General features: G+C 44.4%; 14 protein-coding genes. 3 read left to right on the top strand and 11 right to left on the bottom strand.

The features are described 5' to 3' along the window. Positions 1 to 3: 3 nt before the first annotated feature. From ACYTPF_RS12140 to ACYTPF_RS12125, 4 genes are all read right to left on the bottom strand, one after another. Positions 4 to 834 (bottom strand): carbohydrate ABC transporter permease, encoded by an 831-nt coding sequence (locus ACYTPF_RS12140; RefSeq protein ID WP_071959882.1) that lies wholly within the window; start codon positions 832 to 834, stop codon positions 4 to 6. A 3-nt stretch (positions 835 to 837) separates the two neighbouring features. Further along, positions 838 to 1,710, bottom strand: coding sequence for a carbohydrate ABC transporter permease (locus ACYTPF_RS12135; RefSeq protein WP_461852373.1), 873 nt, complete (start codon positions 1,708 to 1,710; stop codon positions 838 to 840). Between the two features lie 67 nt (positions 1,711 to 1,777). Continuing rightward, positions 1,778 to 3,085, bottom strand: a complete 1,308-nt coding sequence (locus ACYTPF_RS12130) for an ABC transporter substrate-binding protein (RefSeq protein ID WP_461852372.1) — start codon at positions 3,083 to 3,085, stop codon at positions 1,778 to 1,780. Positions 3,086 to 3,248: 163 nt separating this feature from the next. Then, the gene (locus ACYTPF_RS12125) at positions 3,249 to 4,523 is read right to left on the bottom strand and encodes a hypothetical protein (RefSeq protein ID WP_461852542.1); all 1,275 of its coding nucleotides are present in this window, start codon (positions 4,521 to 4,523) and stop codon (positions 3,249 to 3,251) included. Between the two features lie 668 nt (positions 4,524 to 5,191). Between ACYTPF_RS12125 and ACYTPF_RS12120 the strand changes: the two genes are divergently transcribed. Continuing rightward, positions 5,192 to 6,220, top strand: coding sequence for an alpha/beta fold hydrolase (locus ACYTPF_RS12120; RefSeq protein ID WP_461852371.1), 1,029 nt, complete (start codon positions 5,192 to 5,194; stop codon positions 6,218 to 6,220). Here the strand turns inward: ACYTPF_RS12120 and ACYTPF_RS12115 are convergent. From ACYTPF_RS12115 to manD, 4 genes are read right to left on the bottom strand one after another with little or no spacing between them, the layout of a single operon-like run. Next, positions 6,186 to 7,091, bottom strand: coding sequence for a hypothetical protein (locus ACYTPF_RS12115; protein WP_461852370.1), 906 nt, complete (start codon positions 7,089 to 7,091; stop codon positions 6,186 to 6,188). The genes ACYTPF_RS12120 and ACYTPF_RS12115 overlap by 35 nt on opposite strands. A 27-nt stretch (positions 7,092 to 7,118) precedes the next feature. Further along, the gene (locus tag ACYTPF_RS12110) at positions 7,119 to 8,888 is read right to left on the bottom strand and encodes a sodium:solute symporter family transporter (protein WP_461852369.1); all 1,770 of its coding nucleotides are present in this window, start codon (positions 8,886 to 8,888) and stop codon (positions 7,119 to 7,121) included. A 9-nt stretch (positions 8,889 to 8,897) separates the two neighbouring features. Then, entirely contained in the window at positions 8,898 to 10,040 is a 1,143-nt protein-coding gene (locus tag ACYTPF_RS12105; protein ID WP_461852368.1) for a Gfo/Idh/MocA family protein, read from the bottom strand. Between the two features lie 31 nt (positions 10,041 to 10,071). Then, on the bottom strand, positions 10,072 to 11,289 hold the full coding sequence (gene manD, locus ACYTPF_RS12100) for a D-mannonate dehydratase ManD (RefSeq protein ID WP_136781776.1): 1,218 nt from the start codon (positions 11,287 to 11,289) through the stop codon (positions 10,072 to 10,074). Between the two features lie 219 nt (positions 11,290 to 11,508). On the opposite strand from manD, the gene ACYTPF_RS12095 reads away from it, so the two are divergent. After that, positions 11,509 to 12,519: a LacI family DNA-binding transcriptional regulator gene (locus ACYTPF_RS12095; RefSeq protein WP_461852367.1), complete on the top strand. Its 1,011-nt coding sequence runs from the start codon at positions 11,509 to 11,511 to the stop codon at positions 12,517 to 12,519. Between the two features lie 32 nt (positions 12,520 to 12,551). Here the strand turns inward: ACYTPF_RS12095 and ACYTPF_RS12090 are convergent, their stop codons facing one another. The 3 genes from ACYTPF_RS12090 to ACYTPF_RS12080 form a co-directional block, all read right to left on the bottom strand. Further along, the gene (locus ACYTPF_RS12090) at positions 12,552 to 13,823 is read right to left on the bottom strand and encodes a beta-propeller fold lactonase family protein (protein WP_461852366.1); all 1,272 of its coding nucleotides are present in this window, start codon (positions 13,821 to 13,823) and stop codon (positions 12,552 to 12,554) included. A gap of 281 nt (positions 13,824 to 14,104) precedes the next feature. Beyond that, positions 14,105 to 15,421 carry a methyl-accepting chemotaxis protein gene (locus ACYTPF_RS12085; RefSeq protein WP_179984509.1) on the bottom strand — a complete coding sequence of 439 codons (1,317 nt, stop codon included), beginning with the start codon at positions 15,419 to 15,421 and terminating at the stop codon, positions 14,105 to 14,107. A gap of 275 nt (positions 15,422 to 15,696) precedes the next feature. Further along, positions 15,697 to 16,581, bottom strand: a complete 885-nt coding sequence (locus ACYTPF_RS12080; protein WP_461852365.1) for a LysR family transcriptional regulator — start codon at positions 16,579 to 16,581, stop codon at positions 15,697 to 15,699. 98 nt (positions 16,582 to 16,679) lie between these two features. On the opposite strand from ACYTPF_RS12080, the gene ACYTPF_RS12075 reads away from it, so the two are divergent. Next, the gene (locus ACYTPF_RS12075) at positions 16,680 to 18,179 is read left to right on the top strand and encodes a CoA-acylating methylmalonate-semialdehyde dehydrogenase (RefSeq protein ID WP_020744244.1); all 1,500 of its coding nucleotides are present in this window, start codon (positions 16,680 to 16,682) and stop codon (positions 18,177 to 18,179) included. The last annotated feature ends 3 nt before the right edge of the window (positions 18,180 to 18,182 follow it).

Below are 18,182 nucleotides of genomic sequence, written 5' to 3'. Positions count from 1 at the left end.
CTCCTACTTAACTGCGCCGAAGCTTAAGCCGCGCACTAACTGTTTCTGACTAAACCAACCTAGGATAAGAATTGGCACCACGGCCATGACTGAGGCGGCTGATAATTTTGCGTAAAATAGGCCCTCTGGGCTTGAGTAACTGGCAATAAATGCGGTTAAAGGCGCTGCGTTAGCTGCAGTAAGAATGAGGGTCCAAAATGCCTCATTCCACGCCAAAATAACGTTTAGTAGTAATGTTGAAGCAATTCCTGGCAGCGCTATCGGCAGCAGCACCTGGAAGATCTCTTGCTTTATTCCTGCGCCATCCATTCGTGCCGCTTCCAAGATTTCATTCGGGATCTCTCTAAAATAGGTATAAAGCATCCACACCATAATAGGCAGGTTGATAAGCGTCATTACAATGACCAAACCAATACGCGTATCTAATAATCCAAAATCGCGAAATAGCAGGTAAATAGGAATTAACACGCCTACCGGTGGAAGCATCTTGGTAGAGAGCATCCACATAAGTAGGTTCTTTGTGCGCTTAGTTTGGACAAACGCCATGGACCAAGCTGCTGGAATAGCAATAAGCAACCCAAGAAGACTAGCCCCAAGCGAAATCACAACTGAGTTCATGAAATGGTCGAAATAAGGAGACCGAGAAAGCACTTCAGCATAGTTCTCCAGAGTCCAATCGAACATAAACAAACTCGGTGAAGCGGAAATGGCCTCTGACTCTGTTTTAAAGCTTGTAATAATCGTCCAAAGAATGGGGAAGAAAATCATCCCGCTTACTGTCCACGCCGCAAGGGTGTAGATAAGTTTTGATTTATTTGTATCTTTAATCGCCATTACTTATCCCTCTAAGTTCTTGCCAATAAGGCGCATTAGGAAAATAGCGACTATGTTGGCAATAACCACTGCCACAATACCGCCTGCCGAACCACCGCCCACATCAAACTGCAAAAGCGATTGGGTATAAATAAGGTAAGTAATGTTGGTCGATGAATATCCAGGGCCGCCGCTGGTTGTCACAAGAATTTCAGCGAAAATCGATAGTAAGAAAATCGTTTCAATTAGGATTACTGCCGTGACCGCACGAGAAAGGTGAGGCAACACAATATATACGAACTTGCTCCATGGACCTGCACCATCAAGGTCTGCCGCTTCTAGCTGCTCACGGTCAAGCGATTGAATAGCTGTGAGCAAAATCAGTGCTGCAAACGGTAGCCACTGCCACGACACAATGATGATGATTGACAGTAAAGGCAGTTCAGCAAAAAAGTCGATAGGCGTTACGCCAATAAACTCAGCAAGGTGGGCAAACAGACCATTCACTGGGTTCATAAACATGTTTTTCCATACCAGCGCCGATACCGTAGGCATAACGAAAAATGGCGCAAGTACCATAATGCGTACGTAGTTTCGTCCCCATATAGCCTGGTCTAATAGAACCGCTAAGCCAACTCCGCCGCAAATGGTGATAAACAATACACCACCAACAAGCAACAGGGTGTTAAAGAATGACTCGATGAATGCGGGGTCAGTTAAAAAGAACTCGTAGTTGAGAAAGCCGATGAATTCGTTATCGCCCGGCATAAGCAAGTTATAGTCTAATACCGAGAAATAAAGGGTCATGCATAAAGGCACGATCATCCATGCTAAAAGCAAAGAGACCGACGGAAAAAGCATGATTTTGGCTAAAGTACGAGATTGTGTGGTCGCCATGACTAGCCCTCTTATAATTATTAAATGGGAAAGTGCAATAAAGCACTTTCCCTGTGGTTAACGCTGTTTATTTTGGGTAGCGCGCTTTGCGCATAGCGCGTTCAACTAAACGCTGTGAGCTTTGCAGTGCTTGGTCTACCGTCATACGTCCGGTTAACGCGGCGCTAAACTGCTGACCTACTGCGGTACCAATACCTTGGAACTCAGGAATTGCCACAAACTGAATACCTACGTAGGGCACAGGCTCTACTGTTGGGTTTTTCGGGTCTGCAGAATTAATCGAATCTAGGGTAATTTGTGCAAACGGCGCGGCTTCTAAATAAGCGTCGTTCTCATACAATGAGGTACGTGTGCCCGGAGGGACATTCGCCCAACCTTTTTTATCTGCAACTAAGTTTGAATAGCCCTTTGATGTTGCCCAGCTGATGAACTTCATCGCCGCATCGGTTTTCTTACTGCTTGATGGAATAGCTAAAGTCCAAGCCCATAGCCAATTACCGCGTTTACCTAAACCGTTATCAGGAGCAAGCGCGAAGCCTACTTTATCGGCAACTTCAGAGTCTTTTTCATTAGTAACAAAGCCACCCGCTACGGTAGCGTCAATCCACATGCCGCATTTACCGGTTTGGAACAGAGCCAAGTTTTCGTTAAAACCATTGGCTGAAGCGCCTGGAGGGCCGTATTTTTCCATTACATCTACGTAGTACTCTAAGGTGTCTTTCCACGCTTTAGAATCGAACTGCGGTTTCCAATTTTCGTCGAACCAGCGAGCACCAAAAGAGTTAGACATTGACGTTAATAGCGCAATGTTTTCGCCCCACCCAGCTTTACCGCGAAGGCAAATGCCGTATACCCCGGCGTCTTTATCGGTCATTGCTGCAGCAGCTTCTTTGATAAAGCTCCATGTAGGTGCTTTCGGCATTTCTAAGCCCGCTTTTTCCATTAGGTCAGTGCGGTACATCACCATTGAACTTTCACCATAAAACGGTGCAGCATAAAGCTTGTCGTTTACGGAAAGGCCACTGCGAATGGCAGGTAATAAGTCGTCAATATCGTAATCGTCACCTAGCCCGTTAAGTTCGGTAAGCCAGCCTTGCTTGCCCCAAATTGGTACTTCATACGTGCCAATTGTCATTACATCGTACTGCCCACCGCTAGTAGCAACGTCGGTAGTAACGCGCTGACGAAGGATGTTTTCTTCTAACGTTACCCATTTAAGGTCGATATCAGGGTGCTGCTTTTCAAACTCGCTGCTAAGCGACTTCATGGTGATCATGTCGCCATTGTTAACGGTAGCGATAGTGATAGTTTCTGCTTGCGCCGCCACGTTAATGGTTAGTGCGCTGGCTACAATTAAAGATAGTTTTTTTAACATCGGGTCTCTCCCCTTTGTACTCTTATCAGATATGACTTTCCCCTCCCCGCCCAAATTTGGTTAACGCGGGGATGAAAAAAATCAGAGGTATTAAAGTAAGTTAGGTGGTTAGGCAGCGAAGCAATTCCGTGCCTAACCTTTTGTGTTAAAACTTAGTTAGCGATTAAAACTTAACTGAAATTTCAGACGTTAGACCGTCGAAACCTGCGCCAATCTGACCGCCAGAGTTAACGCCTTCGTCTTGGTCTACGTATTCCACTTTCCAAAGGGTACGGTCGTTGATCCAATAACCCGCTGATACCTGTAGACGAGTAACTTCATTATCTGATTGCTCAATAAGGTCTGACGTATTTTCAGATTCTGCATAACGTGCAGCAACATAGAGCTTCTCTGGAATAATGTACTGCTGCGCTTCTACTACCCAGTATTCAACTGACGAATCAGCCTCAATGACCTGGTTAGAATCGAACGTAGTACCTGTTGGGTCTAACACGCCTTCATTACCGAAGTAAGTGATACCTGCAACAGCATTACCTTCTACGTCTGCAAAGGTATAATCATCAGTTGCTTTACCTAGCATTAAAATAACGCTGGTTTGGTCACTTGGCTGATACGCCAAGTTAAGCTGCATAATTGATTGATTAAGCCCTGGTAGTGCACCTACGTGAGTATCACGTTCACTAGAGGCAGACGCAGAAAAGTTATAGTTTTCACCGTCACCAAAACGATAGTTGGTAGTGGTAACGCCATCTAAGCTGGCAAGACCGTTTTCGAATACAAGTTGCTCGCCTTGATTAGCATTGAAGAAGTTAAGTCCGGCTTTAAAGCCACCTTCAAATTCCAAGGTACCTTGCAAACGGTAGTTGTAGCCGCGATCTTCCTGAAAAGCTTCACCAAAGCTTGACGTAGTCATGTGACCCGCCACATTGTATGAGCGAAGAATGCCGCTATCGAAGGTTTCGGTGTAGCTCAGCTGAATACCGTTTTCGGCAGTGGCGTAGTCGTTAATGCCGTTACCGATAAGTGCGTTACCTTGGTTGTCTGCACCGTCTTGGAAACCTTTAAATTGGAAAGGAGAGGCACCTATGTTGCCCACACGCAAAATAAGGCTAGCGTTCTCTTTTTCATAGCCAGTCAGTCCAAACATATCAAACTCGACACCGGCAAAATCTTGGTGGAATGAGAAGTCTCTGTCGCCATTATTACCGAAGTCATTAGGCTCTTCAGCGATATCAATATCGGCAGTTATGTTTTCGGTAATTTTGAACTTAAACATTAAGTTCACGCGAAGACGACCGAAGCCATCTGACTGAGTTTCATCTTCTGGACGAAACGCTCCGTCTTTGGCTTGGATAGCTTGATAATTCTGCATAGCTAAGAAGTTAACTTGCACTCGACCATCAAGAAATTCATTGGGTTCACTGGGTGGTACGTACATTGGCTTTTCTTGGCTAAGTTCTTGCGCCATACCTAACGTTGGCACAGTGGCAGCCATTACAGCGGCGGCGATCAGACTTAAAGATGCTCGTTTAGCGCACTTAGTTGATTGCATCACGTGTTTCGTTGTGTCAAGTCCCATTATGAACCCTCTTTTATTCTTTCGTAATTGTGTGGAGTGTAATTTTTGAAGAGCATTTGAATCTTGAAGACATTTGGGAAAAACATCACTAAAACCCAAATGCCCAAACAAAGATTAAATGCTCAACATGTGAGAATATGACCACCGTTTGTTATTCACGTCAACCAAAAAATTAACAAGTTTTTATCAATAACCTCCAAAAACCATATAAATTAATGTTTTAAATAACTTTTTTATTTTTAACTTAAATGTAAATTTAATAAATTAAAAATAAGATGAAATAACAATTTACATTTACTTAGCAATGACAACTATCAAAAACGACAAAATTGATAATAAAAACTGGTTAAAAAGCAACTTGAATTACAAATAACCAAAGCAAGGGCAATTGCAACTTATGCCGTAAAAGTGAGAAACATCGATGAAATTTGTACTGTTGTCGTATCTATACAGTGTCGAATAGGGAGATAAATGCAGGTGTGCCATACTGGACTTACACTTACGTTGCCCTATTCATAAGGTGATTTATGCTTAAAAATGCAAAGGTATTGCTAATTCATGGCATGCTGACATTGTTATTCGTTTCACAGGTCTCTCTTGCACAGGGAACCGACGCCAATTCGCTAACTCGCCTCGAATTTGATAAGCGCTTGAGCACGGTGGAGTATCCGTTCGAAGTAAAAATGTTTAGTTTCTCATCACAGGGAAACGACCTAGAAATGGCCTATATGTTTTTGCCTCCCAAAGAGGAAAAGCCTGTGGTAACGCTTTTTCATGGGAAAAATTTTAACGGAGCTTACTGGGAAAGTACGGCGCGTCTTCTGCAAAATCAGGGCTACGGCGTTCTTATTCCCGACCAAATAGGCTTTGGAAAATCGTCTAAACCCACCCAATATCAATACAGTTTTGCCACGCTCGCGAACAATACGCGACGATTAATGCAGTCTTTAAACATCGAGAAAAGTATTATTGTAGGGCACTCCATGGGCGGCATGTTAGCTACGCGATTTGCATTGCTTTCCCCAGACACAAGCGAAAGCCTTATTTTGATAAACCCCATAGGTTTAGAAAACTACTTGCTGTATGAAAGTTACACCGACATTGAAACGGTATACCAAAGTGAGCTTAAGAAAACGCCAGAAATGATCGTTAATTATCAAACAAAAAACTATTACGACGGTGCGTGGAACAACACATATGCCGAGCATGCCGAGTTTTTACAAGGGTGGATAAACGGCCCAGACTGGGAAACACTAGCACGGGTTAATGCGCTGACCTACGATATGATATTTACGCAGCCGGTTATTGAAGAGTTTGATGATTTAGCCCTGCCAACCACACTAATATTAGGTACCCGTGATCGCACAGCGCCCGGACGTGCAAACAAACACGACAAGGTAAGTAGAGAATTAGGACGGTACGACAAATTAGGCAAGGAAGTAAAATCACGCAATTCAAACATCCATGTTGTTGAATTGGAAGGGTTAGGCCACTTGCCTCACATTGAAGCTTTTGAGCGCTTTAAGGTGCCATTTTTAAACGCATTGCATGACTAATGTCCGCGTAGTCATTACTTTCTAGAAAACCGATAGTAAATTTCTGGGGCGCATTAAGGTATTTCTCTTTGCCTTTGCGCCCAAACCCAAAAACGGTCATATAGGGGCGACTTACATAGGTGTCGGGCGAATCATCGTCTTTGTGACTGTATAGATAAATCACCCGTTCGAGCTTTTCATCACCGAATGCAATCCACTCAGGCGAGGGTAAATCGCCGTCGAAAGGTGTTTTTATAGACTGACGAGTATCGCTATTACTGCTGTACCAAAAGTCACTACTATCCATTTCTCCGCCGGGCACTCCCTCATATTGAACCCAGTAATGATAGCCCTCACTCACGTTTAGCATAGTGAAATCGCAACGGTCGGGATAAAAGTCCCACTGGGCTTTCCACTTTCCGTTTGACGAGATAAAGTGAATTTGTACGTGCTCAGGTTTATTTACGGTAACTTCCCCCTTTGAAGGCGCTGTAGACGCGTTCATCGCGTGGAAATAACTACCATCTTGTTTGTGAACGGCATTCGGAAACCCACGGTATTCTCCTTTCCAGCCAGAACCTTTAATGTTGTTGAAACCAATCCAGTCAATGCCATCTTTGTCTAGCATACTGGATAGCCCTCCTCCTTCCCTTTCTAGGTAGTAGGTAGCATGCGTAGTGGTAATGATATAGGCAGGAACATTATCACCTGCAGTTTGATCAAACCCTTCTGTTAACATTACAGAAGATGAAGATGGCAGCACTGCACAAGCGTTAAGCCCACTTATTGAAATAGCAATAAATGCGGCTAAAAACCTTACCCTGCTGCAGCCCGATGCCAACGGTAGCCCGTCACCCTTTTTACTCAGCGCCCTATTTAAGTATTTAAACATAGCTCTTCCTTATCATTCCTGTCCCTTTCATTGCTCTAAAGGGATCGTCGCCATACGGGACGTTGCACTTGCTTTCAACAAATATCCGATTAGCAGCATAATGCCCGCACACAGCAAAAACATGAGCCTTCCCCATAGTGGGTTTGGGATCATCATCATTGCAAGCATCCCAATACTCATCAACATCACCATGACACCTAACTTATGACGCTGCTTGCTGTCATACTCATCTTGTTCAACATCAGAGATAACCGGAGTTTCCAAGTCTTCAAAGAAATGATTAGTTTCTTCACGGTTAGTATCATATTCTGCCTTGTAGAAAAGCGACGTTACGCAAAAGAAACCAGCAGTGATAATCAGGTGCGCGGCAATCATCATCATAAGGCCAACATCGATTGACTCTCTTCGCGTAAAAGCGGTCTTAAGACCTATTATTTGCGCCAAAACATCTGCTGTAAAAACGTGAGTCATAAACCACGATACGCACAGCCCTAACCCCACTGTCGCCCACGGTGCCCATTGTGGTGTTTTTCTAATAAAAAGCCCGAGAATGAGCGGTATGAGCAGTGGTACTTGTACCATAGTAGAAACGTTCATCATTAACTCAAACAAGCTCAGTTCTTTTAAGGACTTAAAGAAAAGCGCAACTAAAATAACCAATATACCGCTTATAAAACTGACCGTGCGGCTGACTTTAAGTAAGTGCTGGTCACTTACCGAGGAATTGCGCTTTTTCAATAAAGGCTGGTAGACACTTCGAACAAAAATACCCGCATTTTTATTTAGCGCGGAATCCATTGATGACATAGAAGCGGCAAAAAGCCCAGCAAGTAACAAACCTACCGTTCCAATGGGCATAGCATTACGGGTAAATACAAGATACACAGCATCGGCAGCTTTGTTGCCTAACTCTGCATAAGAGGTTGCTGCATCAGGGTATAAAATGGCGGCTGCCCAAGGTGGTATAAACCAAACAATACTACCTATCCCCATAAGTACCATTGCGAGAAGCGCAGCTTTACGCGCGTTAACCGTATCTTTCGCATTCAGAAAGCGAAAAGAGTCGTTAAGGTTCATAATAGTGATAAGTTGTTTGGCTAGAAAGAAAACGAAAGAGCCTATAAGAATTACGCCGTAATTCATGTCGGGGCCCATGACAAAATCCACTGGGAAGTCATTAACAAGGGCAATTGGACCGCCCACTTTTACTAGGGCAACAATGGCACATGCCACCGAAATAACCGCCACAATCAACGTTTGTACAAAATCAGAGGCAACCACGCCCCACGCGCCAGAAAGTACAGACACAAAAAGAACAGTGAGACCTGTAGCAATAATGGTAAGACTAATATCAGCATTGAAGACTGCGCTGGAAAATACCCCCAGTGCATTTAGCCATACTCCCGCATTGATCATGCTAAAGACAATAAGTGCCCACGAGAAAAACAGTTCGTTTTGCGTACCAAAGCGACGCTTTATCCCTTCTGTAGGTGTGTCTACACGCATTTGTCTGAACCGCGCAGAGAAATATAGCCACCCGCAAAAATAGGCAAAAGTATTGGCAAAAAACACCAGACTTATAGAAAACCCATCTGAAAAAGCTTTACCTGCAGCCCCGGTAAATGTCCAGGCAGAGAATTGCGCCATAAATGCGGTTGAGCCAACCATCCACCAAAGCATGCGGCCACCACCGCGAAAATAGTCACTGGTTGAGTTTTTCGCTAACGATTTAAACGCAAAGCCAATACCCAGAATCAGTGCAAAATAACCAGCAATGACAATGTACTCATAGACCATGTCAGCCTCCTAGGCCAAGTGTTTCACGTCAACCCAGTTGTCGTTCTGTCTAATCAAATCAATGAGGCGCTGGTATTGGGCACCCTCTTTAAAGGTCTGATAAGTAACGTTTCGTGTGCCTTCAATGTCGGCAACAAGCTCGCGGATAAGGTATCGCCAATTACGCTCGGTATCTCCTTCACCTTCGGGATTATTTTCAGCAATGTCGTTTGGCAGTGGCTGTTCGTTCCATTGCTGTGTGGTTTGGTCGTAAAGGTATAGCGGTCCGCTGGCGTAGTGCCCCTTAATGTAAATAGCGCCTTTACTGCCATAGATCACCACGTGATCTTCATTAAATCTGGGGTGTAGCCCTCCGTGTTTAAAAAGCACAGAGACAGGCTTTTGTGTAATCTCACTTTTTATCCGGGCCAGTACGGTATAGCTCCATTCAACATTAGATTCGCCCCATTCAAGTGAAGGGTCGTTAATATCTTCGGGGATAAAATCTCTTCGTTTTTTGAAGTTGTGAACACCTTTAACGATAGGCGCTTTACCCAGGTCGTCTCGCACTTCGCCCATAATAGATAAGATTTCTTCGCCTAAAATAGAGGTAACAATCGATAACTTATGGGTAAAATTGTTATTCAGGCGACCGCCCCCATCTTCCTTGCGGTGAGACCAGCCAAAGGGAATATTACGCTCTAAGTTGAAATGAGAAATACATTCGGCTTCTAAAGGTTCGCCGATTTTACCTTCAGCCACTAAGCGTTTAGCAAAAAGGACATCCGGCATGTATCTGAAGCTGGCGGCAAAAGCCGTTTTTACCCCTTTTTGTTCTGCCAATTGATAGAGGCGTGAAGCCGACTCCCCCGTTGTAGATAGCGGTTTGTCACTGAACACGTGACACCCCTTTTCGATAGCGCTGATAATTGCACTTTCGTGCGCGCCGCCAGGCGTTGCTATTGACACTATGTCTGGCTTGCACGTTTCTAGAGCATGGTCCCAATCGGTGCTGGTGTAAGGAATTGACAAATTTTCAGCAACTTCTTTTACCACAGATTCCGTCCTTCCAACTATGCCTACAACTTCTGCCCCCGCATACCTAAAAGCTTCAGCGTGACCTTGACCGGCAAACCCTGTACCTTGAATTAATACTGTTAGTGGCTTATTCATCGTTCGTTTCTCTCTCGCTCAATGTCTATAGTTACCAGTTCCACACTGTGCCATCTTCTAGTCTGCTAACCGGCAAGTAGGAGCGTTTATATGGATATTTGGATGCAGCTTCTTCGTTAAAATCTACGCCTAGCCCCGGCTTGTCGGGAATAAACGCCATGCCATTCTCAACAGTAAAATCATGAGAAAAAAGCGTGTTAAGCCCAGCATTGTCAAACCCGACAAACTCCTGAATACCGAAGTTTGGGGCATGTAAATTTAGGTGCATATGGGCTGCAAAACAGATTGGAGATAAATCGGGCGCACCATGAGGCGCCGTCTTAACATTGTGAACATTGGCAAAATCCCCAATACGACGCATACCAGTAATGCCCCCAGCATGGGTGGCGGCGGCGCGAATATAGTCAACACGCTGTTCTTCAATAAGGTTTTTGCAATCCCACAGCGTATTGTAGGTCTCGCCTATGGCTAGTGGAGTGGTGGTGTGCTGTCGAATAACGTCATAGCTATTCTGATTTTCTGCGATGGATGCATCTTCTAAGAAAAGAAGGTTATAAGGTTCCAATAGTTTACCAAGTCGTGCCGACTCGATAGGCGTTAAGCGACTATGCACGTCATGTAGCAAGTGGATGTCATTGCCGAGCAACTCTCGCCCCTTCGCAAAGAGGTTTTCGACCATATCGAAGTATTTCGCGGTGGACCAGGTTTCTTCAGGTGGAAGGGGTCTACTCCCCTGAAGTTCAAAGTAGTCTTTCTTATCGCCTAATACCCCATAAGTAACGCTTAAGCCAGGAATAGCAGATTGCAGTCTAATTGCCTTGAAGCCTTTTTTTACGAGTTCTTGGGCTTTTTCAAGCGTGCTATCTACATCTTCACCACTCGCATGGGCATATAAGTTCACGCCTTTGCGACTTTTCCCGCCTAGTAACTGATAAACAGGCAAATTGGCAACCTTGCCTTTAATATCCCACAGCGCCATATCGATAGCCGCAATCGCCGCCATATTAACGGGGCCTCTACGCCAATACACACCCTTATAAAGATACTGCCAAATATCTTCAATATCGTGGGCATTGCGCCCTATAAGACAGGGCGCGATATGCTCTTCTAGCATAGCGGCGACAGCCATTTCCCTGCCGTTTAATGTAGCGTCACCTACGCCATAAATACCGCTCTCGGTTATAATTTTTACTGTGACGAAATTACGCCCAGGGCTACTCACGAACACCTTTACCTGTTTTATATTCACCCTGCTCTCCTAATGAACAAATGCTTACGAACTAATGCGTTTCTTAACCGAATAACGAATTTTCGGGCCTACCGATAGCTTCAACCTTACGACGTGAGAAAAATTAATCACTCTCACAAAACAGAGATAAAACGTTTTAGTAAAACGTTTTAGTGGACGAAATTAGCATATGCAGGCACAATGTCAACATTGCATTAACATTTGGTTTTTGATTTTTTCATGCACAAAGCAAGACTTAAAGACGTTGCTCAACGAGCAAAAGTCTCAAACAGCACTGTGTCTCAATATTTAAATGGAAGATTCGACTACATGTCGAAAGAGACTCAGCAGCGCGTAAAGGCGGCCGTTGAAGAACTTAACTACACACCAAATCCCACAGCGCGGAATTTGAAAGGCAAACAAACTAAAATGGTTGGTGTAGTGGTGCGCGATATTACGGGTTTTGATACCAGTAAAACGATAAGAGGTATTGACGATTACTGCAAAAAGTTCGGATATAACGCCATTGTCTATAACACTGACTTTGATCCAGAAGAAGAAAAGCGAGCGCTAGAAAGTCTCAATGATATACGTGTAGATGGAATTATCATTGCGTCCTCAGGCAAAAATGAATTACTGATAAAGAACTACGATAAAAAAGGGCTTCCCATTGTTCACTTTCAACTAGAGCACGACGGAAGCGAAAAGCGCTTAGTTACTTCTGATTACTGGCAAGCGGCCTATGACGCAACGCAATACCTTTTATCTCTTGGACACAAACAGGTAAGTTTTGTTACGCAAACTTATACCAACGTTTTATCCAGGAAGGCCCGATTTGATGGCTATAAAGCCGCGCTCGAAGCAAATAATATCGAATTTAACAACGACTTAATTTTGTATTGGGACAGGAATAGAGGCTTTGAAACGTCTCCGGTTTCACTATTAGAAAAAGAAAATGCCCCTACTGCTTTTTTCTCTCAGCACTTAGCAATCACCACTGAGCTTTTGACAGAATTTAATCAGCATCGGGTATCTATACCAGAAGATGTATCACTTATCGGCTTCGATGAAATACCCATGGCAAAGTTTTTTAGTGTGCCCGTATCGGTAGTGAAACAAGAGCCTTACCAAGTAGGACAAGAAGCCGCTAAGCTATTACTAAACAGCCTTAAATCACTGGAAACGGAAAGTAAAAGAGTACGAGTGAACTGTACGCTAACCAAACGGGCATCGTGCGCACCACCGAAATAAAAGGTATCTAACTATCAATACATTTCAGGGCGTTATTTAACGCCCTGAAATGCCAGCTTTTGAACTCGTCTACCGGTATTAACTTCGGTAGTGTACAAGTTTCCTTCGCTATCGGTATCAATACTGTGTAGCCAAATAAACTGGCCTGGGTAGCGACCGTTTTTACCTATCGAGCCTAGCTTTTCATGAGATTTTCTATCGTAAATCCAAATACGCCCGTTCATCATGTCGGCAACGTACAAGTATTTTCCATCGGGTGAAAATGCTACATCAGTTGCTGTACCTAGCCCCCCAGTTTCTGGTCGTACGGCAAAGTTTTTAACAAAGCGGATATCACCGCTTTTTTCCCGTTTAAATATTTGAAGGCGGTTGTTTCGACGGTCACATACATAGATAAATCCGTCGCGGTCTTGATTTATACAATGCACGATATTCCCAAATAATGGGTTTTCCGGATCTATCCCCTGCTTTTGCGGCTGGGTGGCTTGGGACTGATCAAAGTCTCCTTCGCGAGTGGGCCCTAATGGCTTTTCTCCATAAGCACCAAGCACATGAGTCGCCCTCTCTTTCTCAACATCAAAACTTGCAATGCGCGCATTAATATAGCCATCTGCAATCACTAACTCGTTGTGATCACTGTCCATAAACATATCTGCGGGATTGCCCAATGTGACAAGGTCCATATTGCCGTTGGTCTGCCCACGCCTACCTATGCCTTTTACAAACTCGCCATCAAAAGTAAAACCTACAGACACATGGTCGTCTTTGCCATTCCCAGCTAACCAAACCGTGTCATTTTCATCAACAAATAGACCGTGTACGTTTACCGGCCATTGGTTTACGCCGTCTATTGTAGGCGCATTGCTTTCGCCGCCCCAAGCTTTGTCTACCTCGCCATTAGGCGTAAAACGGATAACATGGGGGGCAGGTTCACAACACACCGCGGTGGAGGGTGTTGCAGCAAGACCTGTATCAGTTTTGCCAAGAGAATTGGGACGCTGCAATATCCAAACATGATCATATTTATCGATAGAAAGGCCAGACACCTGCCCCAGCATCCAGGTTTCTGGCAACGATGGCCAGCTTGCATCAACGCTAAACCGAGGCAAGGGCTTGTTATCTATCGGAAAGGTAGCCATAGGGACAAGCGGGGTTGTATTGTCTGATGATGTAGTGCGATTTACTGTTTCGACACCCACTGATGGAGATATGGCTTGTGGCGTATTAGCGAGGGTTAAACTGCTAAAAAACGATGCAGCAGTTAGTGCAGTAACACAAACAGCATTTGGATGCATTCTGGTCATAGGGCTTTCCATATAGGCATGATCGGCAAAGGGTAAACACGTCTAGCATGCTGCAAGTCCGCTAAGATAATTGCAATAAAAAGCGCCAGCTTGTATGAGTTTTAAGCTAAATTGAAAAGCATTTTCACTCGTTGACTAGATGAAGAAATTCATCCTACCTAGATAGGATGAATTCAATTTTCAAAAAATATCTTCTTCTAAAGAATAGAAGCGCTTCTGTATTTAACGGAAGATACGTATTTCTAGGTCACTAGCTATTATAACGGCGACTAAAACGACGACTAATTTCCTAGGCGACTGGTAAACTGCCCTACCGCATCAACAACTTCTTTAGCCCCGCCTTGAATTTGCTCAATGACTTCACCCGCCTCTTTCGCGTAATTAAGCCCAGATTGCGCTTTTTCATCGCCTTCGTTAACAAGGTCTACCGCGTCCGTCGCTAGTGTCTGATTGTGCTTAACCACATTGATAATTTCTTCCGTCGCTTCTGTAGTACGCGATGCTAGCTGACGCACTTCGTCAGCAACAACGGCGAAACCGCGCCCTTGATCACCGGCACGTGCCGCCTCAATAGCTGCGTTTAAAGCAAGCAAGTTGGTCTGTTCAGCAATGGCGCTAATGCTGCCTATTATTGTGGCAATTTGTTGAGACTGAGCGTCTAAGGCGTTAATCCCTTCTTTTGCTCGGTCCATTTGCTGCGATAGTGAAGACATTTCAGAAAGTAATTCACGAATGACTTCTGTACCTCGTGACGCAATTTGATCGGTGTTGTTAGAAGAGTGGTAGGCGATGTCAGCTGCACTGGAAACCGCATTTTCGCGCGCTACTTGCTCAGTAATATCAGTAGCTAGTTTAACCACTTTATACATGCGACCGTGAGAGTCACAAATAGGGTTATAAGTCGCCTCTAACCAAAAGCTGTTGCCATGCGCGTCAAAACGTTCAAAGCGCCCTGCAACGAATTCGCCACGGGCTAGGCGGTCCCAAAAATTTTTATATTCCATGGAATTAGCGTATTCAGTATCGCAGAATATTCTATGGTGCTTACCCTTTATGTCGTTCAAACTGTATTTAACGGTTTTCAAAAAGGCTTCATTAGCGTCCTGAATTACACCATTAAGATCGAACTCAATCGCTGCATTAGATTTGTGTAAAGCAGCGACTAAATCTTCGTGTTCTTTCGACTTAGCGATGGTGCGCGTAAGGTCATTAAGGTTTACCGAGAATTTGTGTATCTTACCATTAATATCGAAAATAGGCTCTACTACACCACGCAGCCACGCCTCATCTCCGTTTTCACGCACAAACTCTATTGCCCCCCAGTAGTGAACGCGCTGTTCAAGAGCATCTTTTAACTTTTTAAAATGAGGAGTGTTACGTGCAATTTCAGGAACAAATTCAAAGAAGCGTTTACCTTTCACTTGAGACAGAGAGTACCCTAGTTCCTCCTCGAACATCCCGTTGACCGCGTCTATTTCACCACGCTCGTTTAGGCGAAGAAAAATCATATCTTCACGTAACCCGTCTCGCACTTGCTTGAGTATGTGTAGTTCTTCTTTAAGTGCTTCGTTTTCTTTAACTAAGTGTTTATTGAACATGGGATCTTCCCTGACAGAGAATGGCAGTAATATAATTTGTATCGGCAGTTATTTATCGTGCCTTAACTATAATTTGATAATTGTATGCAAGATTCACAAAGCGTGATGCTTAAGTTGGCTTTTCAACAATGTCTTATAACCTAGTTTAGTCATGCAATGAATATAGCCTAGACCACACTCATCACTTACGGTAAATCCAATCAGCTTTTTTCGCTTCTCCCCTGATTTTTTCACACATCTACCTAGCAAAATATAGTAGAAAAACGTCTAACTTTTTAATCGAGGAACCTTAAACGATATTTTGTAACGTTATCTATAAGCCACTTTGTGAATACTTGGAAACGCGCCTGTGAATGAGTTTCTTTATGTGTAGCCAACCAAAATGTACGCTTGATATGAATCTCGTTTTCAATGAGTCTAACTAAGCCTGGCTGAGTTTCAGCCATAAATTTAGGCAAAATGCCTACTCCTGCGCCATTTACAAGCATTTGATACTGAGCATTAATACTGGTGCTGCGAAGCGCACTTAACTGTGACAAAGCAGTCTCTTCAATGAACTTTAATTGAGGCGCATACACCAAATCGGGAACATAACTTACTAAATTGAAGGCGGTGAGCTCTTGTAATGTTCGTGGTTCGTTGTCGCTGATAAGGGACAGGTGGGTATAAAGATAAAGGTTATAGTCCGTCAGTTTTTGTGTAACCAGCAGGCCTTTACTGGGCTTTTCAAGCAAGATAGCCATATCGGCTTCTCGTTTGTTCAGGTTTAAAAAGCCGCTGGTAGCTACAAGCTCGATACTGATCCCCGGATACTGCTTTTTAAAATCGGGGAGTAATGGCGCCAAAAACCAACTGCCGAAGCCTTCAGAAACGCTTACTCTAATCGTGCCCGCTAAATGCGAACGTTCATCACCTAATTCATTTTGCGCCTCTAAAAAATAGTGCTCCGCTTTTTCGATATAAGTTACTAACTCACTACCATGGGTAGTGAGCACATATCCCTTTTTAGTTAGCTCGAACAACTTGCAATTTAATGAATCTTCCAGTTTTTTTACACGACGAATTAACGTTGTAGGGTCTACCTTTAAGCCTTTAGCTGCAATAGCTACACGACCATTTCTTGCTAATCCAAGAAACAAGCGCATGTCATCCCAATTCACTCAAATACCTGCATTTTTACAGCACCATACTGCAAGTATATGTATTGCCTTTGCAAACACAAGATTTCAATATTGTTAAAAATTATTGGAGCTATGTCATGAGAAAGATTGTTCACTTTATTGCAGGTAAAGATTTTGAGGATAGCAGCGAGAATACCGCGTCGGTATTTGCGCCTAACACAGGTGAAGTACAGGCTGAAGTAAGCTTGGCTAACACTTCAACTTTGGCCTATGCAATTGAAACAGCCCAAGCTGCACAGGTTGAGTGGGCAGCAACAAATCCTCAACGACGCGCTCGTGTTATGTTCAAGTTTAAAGAGTTGGTTGAAGCAAACCGCGATCGCTTAGCGGCACTATTATCAAGCGAGCACGGTAAAGTGTTGGTTGATGCGCAAGGTGATATTCAGCGCGGCCTTGAAGTTATCGAGTTTGCCTGTGGTATCCCTCATGCGCAAAAAGGTGAGTATACCGAAGGCGCAGGCCCAGGAATCGATGTGTACTCCATGCGCCAAGCACTTGGTGTAGTGGCAGGTATTACGCCATTTAACTTCCCGGCTATGATCCCAATGTGGATGTTCGGTGTGGCAATTGCCTGCGGTAACGCGTTCATTTTAAAGCCATCAGAGCGCGATCCGTCAGTACCTGTTGAACTTGCAAAGCTTATGATTGAAGCCGGCCTTCCTGCAGGTGTGCTTAACGTTGTTCACGGTAACAAAGAAGTGGTTGATGGTATTTTAGATCATCAAACTATTAAAGCGGTGAGCTTTGTAGGCTCTTCTGACATCGCTAATTACGTGTACGAGCGTGGCGCTCGTGCTGGTAAGCGCGTTCAAGCCATGGGCGGCGCGAAAAACCATGGCATCGTAATGCCTGATGCAGATCTAGATCAGGTGGTAACCGACTTAGTGGGTGCTGCATACGGCAGTGCCGGTGAACGCTGTATGGCGCTGCCGGTTGTCGTCCCAGTGGGCGATGAAACCGCTGAGAAACTGAAAGCCAAGCTTATACCGGCTATTAAAGACATTATGGTAAGTCATAGTGAAGATCCTAACGCCCATTATGGCCCTGTGGTTACTGCTGCTCACAAAGAGCGCGTTGAAGGCTATATCGACCTTTGCATAGAAGAAGGTGCTGAGCTTGTTTACGACGGCAGAACCAGTCAGATCCCAGACGACAGCCAAGGCTACTTCATCGGCCCAACGTTCTTTGACCACGTGACCAAAGACATGCGCTCATATCAAGAAGAGATTTTTGGTCCAGTGCTTCAAATGGTGCGCGCTAAAGATTTCAATGAAGCGGTTAACTTAGCAAGTGACCATCAATACGGTAACGGCGTCGCAATGTACACCCGTAACGGCCATGCGGCGCGCGAATTTGCGCAGCGCGTAAACGTAGGCATGGTTGGAATTAACGTGCCTATTCCTGTGCCAGTTGCTTACCACACCTTTGGGGGCTGGAAGCGCTCTGCATTTGGTGATACCAACCAGCACGGTATGGAAGGGGTGAAATTCTGGACCAAGGTTAAGACCATTACGCAGCGCTGGCCTGATGGCTCAGATACGAACGACAACGCCTTTGTTATTCCAACCATGGGCTAAGTG

It is taken from the genome of Alteromonas sp. HB246098 (assembly GCF_054890645.1).
The sequence above is the reverse complement of the archived record's forward strand: the minus strand, read 5'-3'. Positions and strand labels throughout refer to the sequence as shown.